This is a genomic window from Pseudoalteromonas aurantia 208 (assembly GCF_014858725.1).
Taxonomy (GTDB): domain Bacteria; phylum Pseudomonadota; class Gammaproteobacteria; order Enterobacterales; family Alteromonadaceae; genus Pseudoalteromonas; species Pseudoalteromonas aurantia.
Map to the genome: position 1 here is coordinate 305,015 of NZ_AQGV01000011.1, position 12,644 is coordinate 317,658.

The following is a 12,644-nucleotide window of genomic DNA, read 5'->3' on the forward strand; positions in this document are numbered from 1 at the left end:
TGTCACTCTGAATTTATTTCAGAGCCTATTTTGAAATTTAGTATCAAGGTTAAGATGGACCCTGACCTGCGTCAGCGCGACGGATGTGTGAGAGTTGGTATTTAGGCGCAGCTCATGATTGGCGGTTAACCTCTGAAAGAAGCCGTAACAGGTTTATATGGTTATGCAGAAGATGTAGCATGGCAAATGTTGGTGGAAGGCAAATCGTGTGTAGCGCTGTTTATAAGGTAACAGAGCGCACTGGCATCAGGGCTTATGAATGCCTTGCCAGCGGGTATGGTCGCGAAGTATCTTGGGAAGGTTGGGAAGAAGGTAGGCAGTGGCGCTGAAAATGTAAATGCGCAGTCTGCGCTTAGGGCGAAGCTTTCCGGACTGGAGAAGGCCCAACAAAATGCGGCTACGACGCGACAACTTCCTGATGGTCGCACACGTTATTATACCAAAGAGGTTCCTGCGAGAACTGAGGGGCCAACGCGTGGTGCTTCGTTTGTCACTGAACATAATCCTAAAACTGGTGGTGTGAGGCAGTGGATGGAAAGCTACAACCATTCTGGGCAAGTAAATAGGGTTCATCCGAAGTCAATTAATGGCCAGACGGTCAATTCTCAACATTATCCACCAACTGCGAGGGAGTTAGGGTTATGACGCTTTCAGCGAAAGAACTAAGTCGTGTATTAAAAGCAGAGCTTGATAAAGGCTACGACGTTGTAAGAGTAGCCCGCGTTGCATTCCAACTTTATCAAGATCATGGGGTTGAACTGACTCCTGATCTTGATGATAAGCTTCTTCAGTTGATGGCTATGGAGGAGGGGCCTGAATTTGAGTTTTCGGAGGATGAGTTAAGGACATTTGCGGAGGAGTTGGCGGGATAGTTTTTTGATGTAGCGATGCAGTAATGTGACAAACAGGGGGAGGAAATCCCTAAAAGATCAAGCGAGTGATTTAGTTTCAGTTAATGACTTGCCAGCAATCAGAACTTTTGAACGAGATGGGAAAGTTTTTTCTCTCGATAATCGTCGGTTAAAAGCTTTCCAAGAAGTTGGCGTACCAATACGGACGCAGATGAAATAGCAAATGAAGCATTCAAATTTACGAGTAAGAATGAGGGGGCTTCTATTAGAATCCGTGGAGGCGGTTTGTAATGAAATCAAAACTAGTAAATGAGCTTGATAATGTATTAACAAAGGAGGATTTTTCTAAGTTTATTATAAGTATGATCGCTGACTTTAAAGTTCATTCTGATGATTGGGAAAATCAAGACTTGCCAAGCTTTTTAGAGGCCGTATCTGGATGGGTTGAAGACATGGACGGTTTCTATGAGAATCAGGAAAAAGAGTTTCCCGGTGATATAAACTGGAAAATCTTTGCTGATATTTTTTATGCTGCAAGAATTTACGAATAATAAATAGTTGATATAAAAGCCTGCACTAGCGGGCTTTTTAATGTGCCGCTTGCTGGATCACTGTATCCAGCATTTCCATCTCAAACTGCTGCTTTGCTCTTGGTAATTGCCTCACCTGTTCGATCTGCTGTTGCAGCTTCGACGCAGGCCCGCGTTTATTACTTCTCTTAGCTGCTTCTTTGCCGTGCAGTAGCTCATCGACTGAATTGTGTAAGATCTCTGCTAGCGGCACCAGTGTTGATACCGCTATCCTTAGCCGCCGGTTGATGGGCGTCATCAGAGGTTGTGCAAGCGCTCAGTTACGATGCCTTTGGGGTGGTACTCAGTGATAGTAACCCAGGGTTTCAGCCCTTTGGTTTTGCGGGAGGATTGTATGACCATGATACGCAGTTAGTGCGTTTTGGCGCGCGGGATTATGACGCCGCCACGGCCCGCTGGACAGCCAAAGACCCAGTGGGGTTTGCAGGAGGAGATACCAACCTGTATGCTTATGTTGGTAGCGATCCGGTCAACTTTATAGACCCAACAGGGCATGTTGCATGGCTTGTTTTACCCGCGGTAAAAAGCTTATATGGCTATGCAGAAGATGTAGCATGGCAAATGTTGGTAGAAGGCAAATCGTTTGGGTGTGTAGCGCTGTTCATAAGGTAACAGAGCGCACTGGCATCAGGGCTTATGAATGCCTTGCCAGCGGGTATGGTCGCGAAGTATCTTGGGAAGACGACAAGTGCATTAGCAAATGCTTCAAAAGCAGCTTATAAAGCGGCTGATAATATAGCTGGATGGGTGCCAAAAAATAAGCACTTGTTAGACTCTACGGCTAAAAGGGCCAGAAAGTTTAATTCTAATAGTTTGAACGATGTTAGAAGTATAGTTCAAGAGGCATTAAGATCTCCAGATACTAAATTTATGCCGAATCCCGATGGTGGATTTCGAGTCGTAACTGATCTGGGTAGAAAGATTGGTTCTAAAGGTGAAACTTCAATACGAATTGCCGTAGGAGAAAATGGTAAAATATGGACAGCATTTCCTGTGAAATAAACTTTAAAATAGTAACAAAACCGGAAGAACCATATACGGAGTTGGCGCTTTCTCAGGTTGATGGAAATTTAAATATACGGAATGCCGGTGTTTTAATTTTCAATGAAGACGACATTTGCTTAGCTGAATTTGCAGCAAAGTTGTCTGCTTGGCTCTGCGAAGGTTATCCCCGTGAATTATTTATATATGAGTCTATGGATTATGAAGAGCCTTATATTATTATGCTTGAGGCGTTTGACGGTGATGGCGCTTATTTGTCTTCCCCTTGGATGAATGATGGTATTAGTTCTCCTCTAGTAATTAGACTGGGTGATTTTATTATAGCTGCGAGATTATTCTTAAATAAATTTGAAGAAGAGTTATCAAACATAAGCTCAATTTATTGTTACAAAGTACGTGATTAAATTGACTAATGACTATAGTAATAGAGCTAAAAAGGGTTGGGCACTTGTTCCATAACACCTCCTCATAAATAGATAAAATACCAAGGGCCATTCAAGGCCCTTTTTGTTTTTTAGCATTAAATAGAGTAATAAAATTGTCACTCTGAATTTATTTCAGAGTCTATTCTGAAATTGGTATCAAGGTTAAGATGGACCCTGACCTGCGTCAGCGCGACGGATGTGTGAGAGTTGGTATTTTTAGGCGCAGCTCATGATTGGCGGTAACCTCTGCAAGAAGCCGTAACAGGTTTATATGGCTATGCAGAAGATACTGCATGGCAAATGTTGGTGGAAGGCAAATCGTTTGGGTGTGTAGCGCTGTTCATAAGGTAACAGAGCGCACTGGCATCAGGGCTTGTTAATGCCTTGCCAGCGGGTATGGTCGCGAAGTATCTTGGGAAGGTTGGGAAGAAGACAACCGTCGGCAGATGGATGTCACCAGATGAATTGGCAAAAATGCAAAAGACAGGAAAGGTTCAAGAAAGCTACACAGGAACTACCCATGTAGCGAATCCAGCTGATGCAGAGTCATTCATTAAACAGACGAAGGTTGGGAATGTTTATGCTGAGTTTGATGTTCCAACTAGTTCACTCAAACAAACAAGTCCAGGTTGGGCACAAATTGCAGGGCCGAATTCTGTAGCAGGTAGGTTAGCAGCCAAAAAAGGCCAGCCAATTCCAGAAATGCCAGCTGTTGAAAATATCGTCCACAAAGCAACAAAGTTTAGGTGATGATAATGCTAAAAGAAGTAGTTAACTGGATTGAATCAAAGTCAAATGTATTTACGATGCATGGTTGTGAAGTTGAAGTTTTGCATTCACCTGAAGAATCTGAAACACAGAGCATCACAGTGGATTTCGAATGCGAAAATTACTACTGTCGACTGATATTTTGGGATGCAGGATATGGTCATGTAGAAGTAGTTGACGTCAATACTGAAGAGACTGTTTTAGACCAAAGTTTCGATGTAGTTGAACACTTGCGTACTGAAAAGCCATTTCATGATTTTTTGATTAAAATGACTAGTTAAAGAGCGCACTGGCATCAGGGCATTATGAATGCCTTGCCAGCGGGTATGGGCTGTCACACGCGTTAACGTACAACCAATATGGTCAGGTAAGTGCGCAGCATTTTGAGCATGACGCAACCACCTTGTACTCAAGTGATTTACAGTTTGATACCGTTGGCCGCGTGACGCATAAAGCACAGCAGGTACTTGGTGTTGATGAGGTTGTATTGTATGAGTACGATGACGTAGGGCGATTAGCACAAGTCACACTCGGTGAGGATGTTACCCGTTATGACTATGACAGCAATGGTAATCGTCTTTCTGTAGAACACGTTAGTGCAGCTGGGACGCAAAATCGAGCGGCGCGCTATGATGCACAAGACCGGTTAATTGAATTCGCGGGCTGCCAATATAGCTACAGTGTTGATGGTGAGCTGGCCACTCGTGAATGTGGCACAACTACGCACAGTTACACCTATACCGTGTTCGGCAACTTGCAAGGGGTGGAGGTGTCTGACAATGGCACGTTGGTAAAACAGATCACCTACCAAATAGATGCCGAACATCGCCGCGTAGGCAAGCACCTTAATGGCGAGTTTGTGGCAAGCTTTTTATATGCCGGAGGCTTGAACCCGATTGCGCAGCTCAATGACGCGGGCGAGGTGGTTGCCAGGTTTGTATACGGGTCTCAATCACATGTGCCTGATTACCTAGAACGTGATGGCAAGCAATACCGTATCATAACCGACCACATAGGCTCAGTGCGTTTGGTGGTTGATGTGGCGTCATCAGAGGTTATGCAAGCGCTCAGTTACGATGCCTTTGGGGTGCTACTCAGTGATAGTAACCCAGGGTTTCAGCCCTTTGGTTTTGCGGGGGGATTGTATGACCATGATACGCAGTTAGTGCGTTTTGGCGCGCGGGATTATGACGCCGCCACGGCCCGCTGGACAGCCAAAGACCCAGTGGGGTTTGCAGGAGGAGATACCAACCTGTATGCTTATGTTGGTAGCGATCCGGTCAACTTTATAGACCCAACAGGGCATGTTGCATGGCTTGTTTTACCCGCGGTAAAAAGCTTATATGGCTATGCAGAAGATGTAGCATGGCAAATGTTGGTGGAAGGCAAATCGTTTGGGTGTGTAGACCAGCAGAGCGCACTGGCATCAGGGCTTATGAATGCCTTGCCAGCGGGTATGGTCGCGAAGTATCTTGGGAAGGTTGGGAAAAAAGGACTTAGGGAAGCTGATAATATTGCGAATGGTCCAAAACTGTGGAAACAGTTGACTAATGACTCAGCTCGATCATCTTTTAATTCTAGTGGTAGCCTTACCGAAGGCGCTATTAAAAACTCTTCAAAGATAATTGATTCTTCACAGATTAATAATACAGCTATTCCTAAAGGTTTCAGTAAATATACGACTGAAACATTTCAATCTCCATCAGGTAATTTTCAAACTCATTTTTATAAAAATGATAAAACTGGAGAAGTGTTTTATGGCCGAGATTACAAGGTTATATTTAATTCAAAATCAGGAGGGTAGATGATGAAAGTGAAATGTATAAAATTGCTAGACAATCTGACAAGGGAACCATTAGAAAGTAGTTCATGGCTTTCAGTCGGTAGGGAATATCAAGTATTATCTGTCCTTATTACAAATAGTTGTCCTGTTGAATATCGGCTAATTGCTAATGATGGACAAATACCTGCGATGTATAAAGCTGACCAGTTTGAAATGATTAGTAACGTGTTACCTTTAAACTGGGTTGTAAGTTATGATGCTGACTCTTATTTTGAATTAGCTCCAAAGTCTTGGATTACTCCCGGCTTTTGGGAAGCTTACTTTGATGGTGAACCAGAGGCTATACAGTTATTTAATACTGAGAAAAATATCATTTTTAAACAAAATACTTAGGATTTAAGGCAAAAGAGGTCGAGTCACTTACTTCACAGTACCTCCTCATAAATAGATAAAATACCAAGGGTCATTCAAGGCCCTTTTTTTTAGGATTAAACAGAGTAATAAAATGTGTCACTCTGAATTTATTTCAGAGTCTATTTTGAAATTGGTATCAAGGTTAAGATGGACCCTGACCTGCGTCAGCGCGACGACATTTTTAAAGCCCAGCATTTACAGGCCCTTTTTGTTTTTTAGGATTAAACAGAGTAATAAAGCTTGTCACTCTGAATTTATTTCAGAGCCTATTTTGAAATTGGCATTAAGGTTCAGAGGGGCTCAGACCTGCGTCAGCGCGACGGCATTATTAGAGCTAGTTGTGTGTTAAGTGCGGGAGACAGAGGCATTTAATAAAGAGAGTGCACAGTTAACAAGCTGCTATTGAGACTTATTAACTGTGATAGCTTATTTTGCGAATATTAAACAGTGAGCGGAGCGTGGTTAATATTTGAGAGCGGTTCATTAATGTCGAATATGACTCCTCGAATGTTTGTTATACCCATTTGTGTCAATCGAGATGAATGCATGTCTAAGTACTGTTGTGCGTTAGAATGTGTATCAAATAAATAGACTCCGCCGCCCAATGATTGCTCGGCATTAAATGTCCAAATTTTCCAAATCACTCCTGGTTCAGCGTTAATCGAATTAGCAAGTTCTCGCATTTTTTCCTGCATGTCAGCATTATTTGATACGGGTAAAGTGAAGTCGACTTGTAGTAGTTTAGGCATTTGAATGCTCCATTAATTGCGTGAATGAGATAACTTGCTGCCACATAAGTGCCTTTACAAGTTAGATGCGTTAATCTTAACTCAGTAAAATGAACCGTAAAGTTCATAATATTGCCATTAATTGTGAGTAAAATTGACACATGAGATTAAAAACAACGTTGGAGCAATGGAGCACATTAAGTACGATTGATGAGTTCGGTAGTATTCAAAGTGCGGCGCAAGAAATGCATAAAAGCCACACAACATTAATTTACTCGATAAGAAAACTAGAAGCGCAGCTCGGTGTTGAACTGCTCGAGGTGGTCAATAAACGGGCCGTACTCACGGCGATGGGGAAAACACTGTTGCGCAGCGCTAAACCGATTTTAGATCAAGCTAAAGGGCTTGAAGACATCAGTATGGCATTGTCATTGGGCACTGAATCTGAAGTGGTTGTTTCAATCGATCATTTATGCGATAAAACGATTGTATATCAGGCGCTTAAAAAGTTTATGCAGCATAATGTCATGACGTCAGTGAAGCTTATTGAAACTTCTTTATCGAGCACGCATGAGGCCGTTGTTGAGCAACGTGCCGATATTGCGATAATTACCTTACCAATAATAAATTTACCAGCCGAGTCGATTGGTGTCACTAGTATGATACCAGTGGTGGCTTCAACACACCCATTGGCTGGTCAAACAGATTTAACAATGGAAGATCTGATCGCACATACGCAAATTGTGCTTCGAGATTTAGGTGTGAGTGAACAAGCAAGCTCGGTAAAGCAGAAAAATGTAGGATGGTTGAAATCGAAAAGGCGGGTCACGGTTGACAATTTTGAGCAAGCCATTACAGCGGTAAAGCATGGTTTAGGTTTTACTCGAATTCCGCAACATATGTTGAATGACACTGTTGACTCTCATTTGACCCAGTTGCGTATACAAGGTGCTGGGTGTTATCAAGTACCACTGCATATTACGTTGCCGAAGGGGTTAAATAGTGGTCCAGCCGCACAAGCGTTATATGATTTAATTGTCACCTCACACGGTCAGGCTAGAGAGGGATTATAATTTAGTGACCGAGTGTTTTCTGGCCTCTATGGGATTGTACCGCGATTTAGTATGGCGTTAGGTTTGGAGGTACTCCAAACCTACTCACAGTTAGGTAAGTTACTCTAACCCATCAGTGTCATAGTAAAGTTGTTTGAGTGTGCCACAGTTGACGAATTTGTAGATCAATTCGTTTGCCGCAGGCACTATTTTTGACGTCCTGAATTTTTGCAAGCATGCACCGGTTAAATCAACATAGATCAAGTGGTTAAAACTGGGTTTGTTTTGAATTTTATGTACGTAAATACGCTCAGTGCCTTTGACGGTGATCATATCGTACTCTTGCCATTTTGATGGCTCAGCTAAATCAGTTAGCTTACGAGAATAAAGGGGTTTGCTAAATACAATGGCTCTGTCTGAGTATACTAGGCTACCGCCTTTTTTATAGTGGCCTTCGTACACATCGGCTGTAATTGTGATTTCTTCCCCGCGCATCAGCCGCTCTATATTAAATGGCTTAGGTTTGATAGTAATTAAATCAGCATCTCGAACTAAATTTAAAAATGCCACATCTGGGTTGTCAATACGGTACACAATTTGTACATCATGCGGGGTCGTATAGGTTGGAAAGTTAGCTGCATAAATGCGTGAGCCGCGATTCATTAGCACCATTGCATGTTCTGCCTTATAGGCAGGATTCAGTGGAGGCAGTTGTTTTTTCTCTTCGGCTGCGTATGCATTGCTTAATATGATCATACAGAGTGTCAGTAATAAAGTTCTCATTGGTATCTCGATGAAAAGTGATAACTCTAGTATAGCGCGATGTCGTCGATAACCTAGTACGAGTTATAGACAAAATCATCACTTTTTAGAAATGCATGCCTAACATTAATGTTGTCATTGGGAAGGTAGGTTTAACTCAACTTTTAATTTATTTGCCATGGCATTAAGGCCTGCAATTTTCTCGCGAGCGAACGTAAGCTGCTGCTCTGTAACCCCTTCATGTTTGCCTCGTTCAATCAGAGTTTCTAAGCGTTTTACTTTACTTTTTGTCGCTGTAATGTATGCCAATTTAAGTGCTTTTTCTTGATCATTGTGAAATTGCTGATAAGCATGATGATCGTTTAAGTCACCAGTATAGTCCGCGTTAGAAGGGGTCGCTTGAATGGGAGGAACGTATGGCTTAACACTTGGCTTCGCATTGCTTTGCATCGGGATGTTTTTGATATCAAGTGATGGTTGCTTGTTGGATAGGGGTTCAGCCGCCGCTCGAATACTGGGTACTTGCTGTTTAACCGCAGAGTCATGAATCAAAAGCTGCTCATTTGGGGTTACAGGTGGTGAGCTCTCCACTGGAGAGCTCGGTATAATAAGCACCATGAAATAGCCGAACATAAACAGTAACATAGTGATTAATACTAATTGGACATGTTTCATATTGATGACTTCGTTGCTTTTAGCCAAGCTTGCTTTTTTTGTTGGTAGCGTTGTTGGGCCATGTTTTCAATGAGTGCAAGAGTCGCTTGGTAGCGCACTGTCTCAGACTCTTTAGGATAGTAATCGAAGTTGACTTGGTGCGTTTGTGCAATTAACCATTTGCCTTTAGGGCTTCGTATTGGATTTGTTAGCTGTGCTTTTTTTAAATTAAACACCACTTGATGTACCCATTGCGTAGCGTTGTGCCTGGCTAATTTTCCTTGCGTGTCAGCAAACAGGTTTTGCTTATTATGCTGCAATAGGGCGTTTTTGAAGCCGAGTTTTTTCACATCAGTATTGAAGTTTTTTGCTTTATTTTGTGATTCAAACAAAACGGCGCTGGCAATCACATTGCTCTTATGTTTAAAGTCGGCTTTATGTTTTAAATAGAAATTCGCAATATGTTTATTGGTAATTTGAGATTTAAGCGTGTCTACATACTCGCTGCGTTCGCCGTGCATTTGAGATTGTACGCCAAAGTAACTTAGCATTGGAGAGCGAATGAGTTCAGCCGTAGCAATCTTATTGAGGTTGGCCAATGAAATGTTGGCTTGTTTAAGGCGCTTTGCAAGATATTTCACCTTGTAATGATAGTCGCGGTGCTGAGTAATGAGTTTTTGAAATAACGCATAATCACCTTGATGTAGCTTGTAGCGGTTTTGCATTGACTGTTCTAGCATTAAGTCTGCAAGCGTAAGTTGCGCGCCAACTAAAAAAGATAAATCGACGGTTATGAGTTGCTGTAATTGAGCGTGAGTATAGTGGTTATTGTTTGGGTAGTTCGGTAAATCTTGGTTTAATTGCTGAGTGCTATACCTTGACCAATCGGGCGCTGGTGGTGTTGGAAGTACTGCGCTTGGCACCGCATTTTGCAACAAAGTCATCACATAGCGACGCACATGAAACTCGGTGCTAAATCCAACATCAGCTTGGCGTTGTAATAAATGGGGTTGGTGTTGTTTTACTTGTGACAATAGAAATAGGTTTTCATTCAGCCGATTACGTGTATCTTCGTTATCAAAGTTGGGTTGGTGCTGTTGGTATATAGCATGCATTAAGGTGATTTCAGCTTGACTGAAAGTCTGTTTTTTTGCGAACGTTGGTAAGCTTAGAAAGCTTACCAACACAATAATGAACCACGGCATTAGCGGGCAACCATGGCGTGATTAAGTAAGTGTACCACCATGGCAATAGCGTGCGGAATAACTTGCTTTGCTGTTGTTAAGCGGTCGTAATGATCTTGGGAGTTTAAAACAATACCGCCTTGTGCATATGAATAAGCGCCCCCTTGTGTTAGTAATGGGCGAATATCTTGGCTTGTTATTGGAACCGCAGTGAAGTCTGCCATTGCATTGTGAACAAGCTGCATGTTGTTTAAATCTTCTTGATCATAGTAGTCTTTAACCCATGACTCCCAACTTGAATGGTTTAATGCTGACGTTGTCCAAGTGTGATGAGGCTGTAGTAAGTCAGTGGTGTGAAAAACGAAACCAAGCAGTTGTGGTTGGCCACTTTGCAGGTAACTTTGGTACCAGTATTGACCAAGGTTATCAATTGGCTGAAAAGGCATTTCTTCAAAATCGTCGTACATAGCATAGCTAGAGTGGCTATCTATACGGTAATTGGCTTCTGTCACCCCATACGTATTGTATTGCGTATCATCCGCTCTAAACCAACCCGTTTCGCCACCCGCGCCATCATCAAGGTAATCACCTTTTAACCAAGTCGCAGCGAGGCTATCAATGTTGCCCCACACCGTTAGTTTTTCATAGTTATAGCCACCAAAATCGTTGCCATGGGCATCTGCACCTTGAGTGTGATTTTGAAAGTGCCAATAGCTGGTGTATTTCACAATACTTTTTGCCGCGCCCCATACCGGTGCTTGTACGCAGTCACCGGTGATCGCGCCGCAAAAAAAAGTGTCTTCAAAATCGTCAACATCATAGGCGGCTTGCCCAAGTAAATCAGCTAAAGCATTTACAGTTAAGTTATTTTTTTCAGCATATTGTTGAAGTCGACTATATTGTGTCGTCGTTGGGTTTTGTGCCATATAATTGATAGCATCAATAACAATGCGTTTATGGGTTTCTTGGCTGAATGCTTGTACATTCATAGTCATCATTGTGAGAGCACAAAATAGTAGCGCTTTTTTCATACGTTCCTCGTTGAAGTAATTACTCTATTACGAACGACGTATTTAACGATGCTATTGTGACAATTTAATTAATAAAAGGTTAATTTTAAAATGTAGTCTAATGTGAAAAGTTGTTATTGTTGATGTTGTTTTGCTCAGGTATGATCAGGGATGAATTTTAGGCACAATCCAGTGTAACCAAGGACTATGAAAAAAATAATAATATTTATCATATTACTTTGTGCATCTTTTTACTCTCAAGCAGAACTTGATGAGTACGATGACGATGAGTTTTTATGGCAATTAAGCCTCGGTGGCTTTTGGGTTGATTTAGCCCTTCCTGAGTTAAAAGGCGCAGAGTCGAATTTTGATAGTTTGACGATGTTAGTTGATGCGAAAATCCAATATAAACGCTTTTACTTAAACTCGCACTCTGGTGATTTTTTTGGTGGCTCAGATATAGGATATCAATTAATCATTGAGGATGACTGGGGCGTAGACGTTATTTATGGTAACTATCAAATACCCTTTTCAAACGAAGGGTATTTTGATAGCGAAACATATATTCCCGAGCTTGAAGGGATCAAAGAGCGTAAGCGAGACCAATCCATTGGCTTTTCATACTATCGCACTATAGGAGAGTATCAAGCGGTTGCGGAACTTGTGTACGACACGCTCGGTGATAGTAATGGCTGGGTGTTACACTTTGAAGCAACACGCAATTTCGAGTTGAGAAACTGGGACGTTTGGCTTAATTTTGGTGCAAATTACTATTCTGCAAATTTCATTGATTATTTTTATGGTGTTGATGCTGATGAAGCCAGATCTTCTCGGCCAATCTATGAAATGGGACATGCCGTATCAGTGTTCACTCAGGTACAAGCAAATTACCCCATAGCGGAAGATTGGGTATTTAGTGCTGGGGCATCAGTCTTAGTTGGGGCAAGCAATACGCGTAAAAGCCCTTTGATTAACTCTCGGCACGCACGTGCAGTATTTGCCGGAGTGAAATATGTATTTTAAATTGGTCTCGGTAAATGCCTTAACGTTAATTGCAGGAATGAGTGTTCATCAACCTGTATTGGCAAATGGCGAAGGAGCAACAGAGATCTTACATGCAGCACCCAGTAAGTGTGTTGCATTAAATGAAGGCCGAACTTGCTACGCGGATGTGAAATTTTCTATTAATACGCCAGTTGTCGGTGATTATTGCATACGAGAAAGTACTTCGAAGAAGATTTTACAATGTTGGGCACAGTCCCAGTCGTTCGAGTTTGTATTAGGTTTTGGTTCTGCCGAAAGTATGAGCTATGAGTTGATCTCAAAGTCACAGCGAGATGTACTTGCAGTGACCACGATTGAAGTGAATTGGGTCCATAAGATCCGAACTAAAAAACGCCGTTGGCGATTATTCTAAGCTG

General features: G+C 42.1%; 19 protein-coding genes. 13 read left to right on the forward strand and 6 right to left on the reverse strand.

The genetic code is table 11. The annotated features are described in order from the left end of the window. Positions 1-255: 255 nt before the first annotated feature. From PAUR_RS03890 to PAUR_RS03900, 3 genes are all read left to right on the forward strand, one after another. Entirely contained in the window at positions 256-645 is a 390-nt protein-coding gene (locus PAUR_RS03890) for a hypothetical protein (protein WP_192506506.1), read from the forward strand. Continuing rightward, complete coding sequence (locus tag PAUR_RS03895; protein ID WP_192506507.1) at positions 642-872, forward strand: hypothetical protein; 231 nt, start codon at positions 642-644, stop codon at positions 870-872. The genes PAUR_RS03890 and PAUR_RS03895 overlap by 4 nt, the downstream gene beginning before the upstream one ends. Positions 873-1,141: 269 nt before the next feature. Further along, a complete protein-coding gene (locus PAUR_RS03900; protein WP_192506508.1) occupies positions 1,142-1,402 on the forward strand; it encodes a DUF7660 family protein in 261 nt (86 codons plus the stop codon). A 37-nt stretch (positions 1,403-1,439) separates the two neighbouring features. Here PAUR_RS03900 and PAUR_RS03905 read toward each other — a convergent pair whose 3' ends face one another. Continuing rightward, positions 1,440-1,679: a hypothetical protein gene (locus tag PAUR_RS03905; protein WP_225738277.1), complete on the reverse strand. Its 240-nt coding sequence runs from the start codon at positions 1,677-1,679 to the stop codon at positions 1,440-1,442. An 8-nt stretch (positions 1,680-1,687) separates the two neighbouring features. Here PAUR_RS03905 and PAUR_RS03910 point away from each other — a divergent pair, with 8 nt between their 5' ends. The 7 genes from PAUR_RS03910 (at position 1,688) to PAUR_RS03940 (ending at position 5,812) form a co-directional block, all read left to right on the forward strand. Next, positions 1,688-2,053 carry an RHS repeat-associated core domain-containing protein gene (locus PAUR_RS03910; protein WP_192506509.1) on the forward strand — a complete coding sequence of 122 codons (366 nt, stop codon included), beginning with the start codon at positions 1,688-1,690 and terminating at the stop codon, positions 2,051-2,053. A 24-nt stretch (positions 2,054-2,077) separates the two neighbouring features. After that, positions 2,078-2,443 (forward strand): hypothetical protein, encoded by a 366-nt coding sequence (locus PAUR_RS03915; RefSeq protein WP_192506510.1) that lies wholly within the window; start codon positions 2,078-2,080, stop codon positions 2,441-2,443. Continuing rightward, on the forward strand, positions 2,419-2,847 hold the full coding sequence (locus PAUR_RS03920) for a DUF7878 domain-containing protein (protein ID WP_192506511.1): 429 nt from the start codon (positions 2,419-2,421) through the stop codon (positions 2,845-2,847). The genes PAUR_RS03915 and PAUR_RS03920 overlap by 25 nt, the downstream gene beginning before the upstream one ends. Positions 2,848-3,264: 417 nt before the next feature. Continuing rightward, complete coding sequence (locus tag PAUR_RS03925; protein ID WP_192506512.1) at positions 3,265-3,618, forward strand: TreTu family toxin; 354 nt, start codon at positions 3,265-3,267, stop codon at positions 3,616-3,618. Between the two features lie 5 nt (positions 3,619-3,623). Continuing rightward, positions 3,624-3,917, forward strand: coding sequence for an immunity protein TriTu family protein (locus tag PAUR_RS03930; RefSeq protein ID WP_192506513.1), 294 nt, complete (start codon positions 3,624-3,626; stop codon positions 3,915-3,917). 50 nt (positions 3,918-3,967) lie between these two features. Then, positions 3,968-5,440 carry an RHS repeat domain-containing protein gene (locus PAUR_RS03935; protein ID WP_450091386.1) on the forward strand — a complete coding sequence of 491 codons (1,473 nt, stop codon included), beginning with the start codon at positions 3,968-3,970 and terminating at the stop codon, positions 5,438-5,440. Beyond that, complete coding sequence (locus tag PAUR_RS03940) at positions 5,441-5,812, forward strand: hypothetical protein (protein ID WP_192506515.1); 372 nt, start codon at positions 5,441-5,443, stop codon at positions 5,810-5,812. A 461-nt stretch (positions 5,813-6,273) separates the two neighbouring features. On the opposite strand, the gene PAUR_RS03945 is transcribed toward PAUR_RS03940, so the two are convergent. Further along, a complete protein-coding gene (locus PAUR_RS03945) occupies positions 6,274-6,582 on the reverse strand; it encodes a monooxygenase (protein WP_192506516.1) in 309 nt (102 codons plus the stop codon). A 140-nt stretch (positions 6,583-6,722) separates the two neighbouring features. Here PAUR_RS03945 and PAUR_RS03950 point away from each other — a divergent pair, with 140 nt between their 5' ends. Continuing rightward, positions 6,723-7,634, forward strand: coding sequence for a LysR family transcriptional regulator (locus PAUR_RS03950; RefSeq protein ID WP_192506517.1), 912 nt, complete (start codon positions 6,723-6,725; stop codon positions 7,632-7,634). Positions 7,635-7,733: 99 nt separating this feature from the next. Here PAUR_RS03950 and PAUR_RS03955 read toward each other — a convergent pair whose 3' ends face one another. The 4 genes from PAUR_RS03955 to PAUR_RS03970 all read right to left on the reverse strand — a co-directional run bounded on the left by PAUR_RS03955 (position 7,734) and on the right by PAUR_RS03970 (position 11,244). Then, positions 7,734-8,396 carry a hypothetical protein gene (locus PAUR_RS03955; protein ID WP_192506518.1) on the reverse strand — a complete coding sequence of 221 codons (663 nt, stop codon included), beginning with the start codon at positions 8,394-8,396 and terminating at the stop codon, positions 7,734-7,736. Between the two features lie 114 nt (positions 8,397-8,510). Continuing rightward, a complete protein-coding gene (locus PAUR_RS03960; protein ID WP_192506519.1) occupies positions 8,511-9,050 on the reverse strand; it encodes a hypothetical protein in 540 nt (179 codons plus the stop codon). Next, positions 9,047-10,234 carry a peptidyl-prolyl cis-trans isomerase gene (locus PAUR_RS03965; RefSeq protein WP_192506520.1) on the reverse strand — a complete coding sequence of 396 codons (1,188 nt, stop codon included), beginning with the start codon at positions 10,232-10,234 and terminating at the stop codon, positions 9,047-9,049. Before PAUR_RS03965 ends, PAUR_RS03960 begins: the two co-directional genes overlap by 4 nt. Further along, positions 10,234-11,244, reverse strand: coding sequence for a phospholipase C/P1 nuclease family protein (locus PAUR_RS03970; protein ID WP_192506521.1), 1,011 nt, complete (start codon positions 11,242-11,244; stop codon positions 10,234-10,236). Before PAUR_RS03970 ends, PAUR_RS03965 begins: the two co-directional genes overlap by 1 nt. 186 nt (positions 11,245-11,430) lie before the next feature. Between PAUR_RS03970 and PAUR_RS03975 the strand changes: the two genes are divergently transcribed. Beyond that, entirely contained in the window at positions 11,431-12,246 is an 816-nt protein-coding gene (locus PAUR_RS03975; RefSeq protein WP_192506522.1) for a MipA/OmpV family protein, read from the forward strand. Then, on the forward strand, positions 12,236-12,640 hold the full coding sequence (locus PAUR_RS03980) for a DUF3019 domain-containing protein (protein ID WP_192506523.1): 405 nt from the start codon (positions 12,236-12,238) through the stop codon (positions 12,638-12,640). Before PAUR_RS03975 ends, PAUR_RS03980 begins: the two co-directional genes overlap by 11 nt. The last annotated feature ends 4 nt before the right edge of the window (positions 12,641-12,644 follow it).

Bases quoted from the DNA above. Each gene is read 5' to 3' on its own strand.
- PAUR_RS03955 (WP_192506518.1), bottom strand. From the start codon at position 8,396: ATGAGAACTTTATTACTGACACTCTGTATGATCATATTAAGCAATGCA.
- PAUR_RS03890 (WP_192506506.1), top strand. From the start codon at position 256: ATGAATGCCTTGCCAGCGGGTATGGTCGCGAAGTATCTTGGGAAGGTT.
- PAUR_RS03945 (WP_192506516.1), bottom strand. From the start codon at position 6,582: ATGCCTAAACTACTACAAGTCGACTTCACTTTACCCGTATCAAATAAT.
- PAUR_RS03905 (WP_225738277.1), bottom strand. From the start codon at position 1,679: ATGACGCCCATCAACCGGCGGCTAAGGATAGCGGTATCAACACTGGTG.
- PAUR_RS03930 (WP_192506513.1), top strand. From the start codon at position 3,624: ATGCTAAAAGAAGTAGTTAACTGGATTGAATCAAAGTCAAATGTATTT.
- PAUR_RS03940 (WP_192506515.1), top strand. From the start codon at position 5,441: ATGATGAAAGTGAAATGTATAAAATTGCTAGACAATCTGACAAGGGAA.
- PAUR_RS03900 (WP_192506508.1), top strand. From the start codon at position 1,142: ATGAAATCAAAACTAGTAAATGAGCTTGATAATGTATTAACAAAGGAG.
- PAUR_RS03960 (WP_192506519.1), bottom strand. From the start codon at position 9,050: ATGAAACATGTCCAATTAGTATTAATCACTATGTTACTGTTTATGTTC.
- PAUR_RS03950 (WP_192506517.1), top strand. From the start codon at position 6,723: ATGAGATTAAAAACAACGTTGGAGCAATGGAGCACATTAAGTACGATT.
- PAUR_RS03895 (WP_192506507.1), top strand. From the start codon at position 642: ATGACGCTTTCAGCGAAAGAACTAAGTCGTGTATTAAAAGCAGAGCTT.
- PAUR_RS03915 (WP_192506510.1), top strand. From the start codon at position 2,078: ATGAATGCCTTGCCAGCGGGTATGGTCGCGAAGTATCTTGGGAAGACG.
- PAUR_RS03975 (WP_192506522.1), top strand. From the start codon at position 11,431: ATGAAAAAAATAATAATATTTATCATATTACTTTGTGCATCTTTTTAC.
- PAUR_RS03980 (WP_192506523.1), top strand. From the start codon at position 12,236: ATGTATTTTAAATTGGTCTCGGTAAATGCCTTAACGTTAATTGCAGGA.
- PAUR_RS03920 (WP_192506511.1), top strand. From the start codon at position 2,419: ATGGACAGCATTTCCTGTGAAATAAACTTTAAAATAGTAACAAAACCG.
- PAUR_RS03970 (WP_192506521.1), bottom strand. From the start codon at position 11,244: ATGAAAAAAGCGCTACTATTTTGTGCTCTCACAATGATGACTATGAAT.
- PAUR_RS03925 (WP_192506512.1), top strand. From the start codon at position 3,265: ATGGTCGCGAAGTATCTTGGGAAGGTTGGGAAGAAGACAACCGTCGGC.
- PAUR_RS03965 (WP_192506520.1), bottom strand. From the start codon at position 10,234: ATGCCGTGGTTCATTATTGTGTTGGTAAGCTTTCTAAGCTTACCAACG.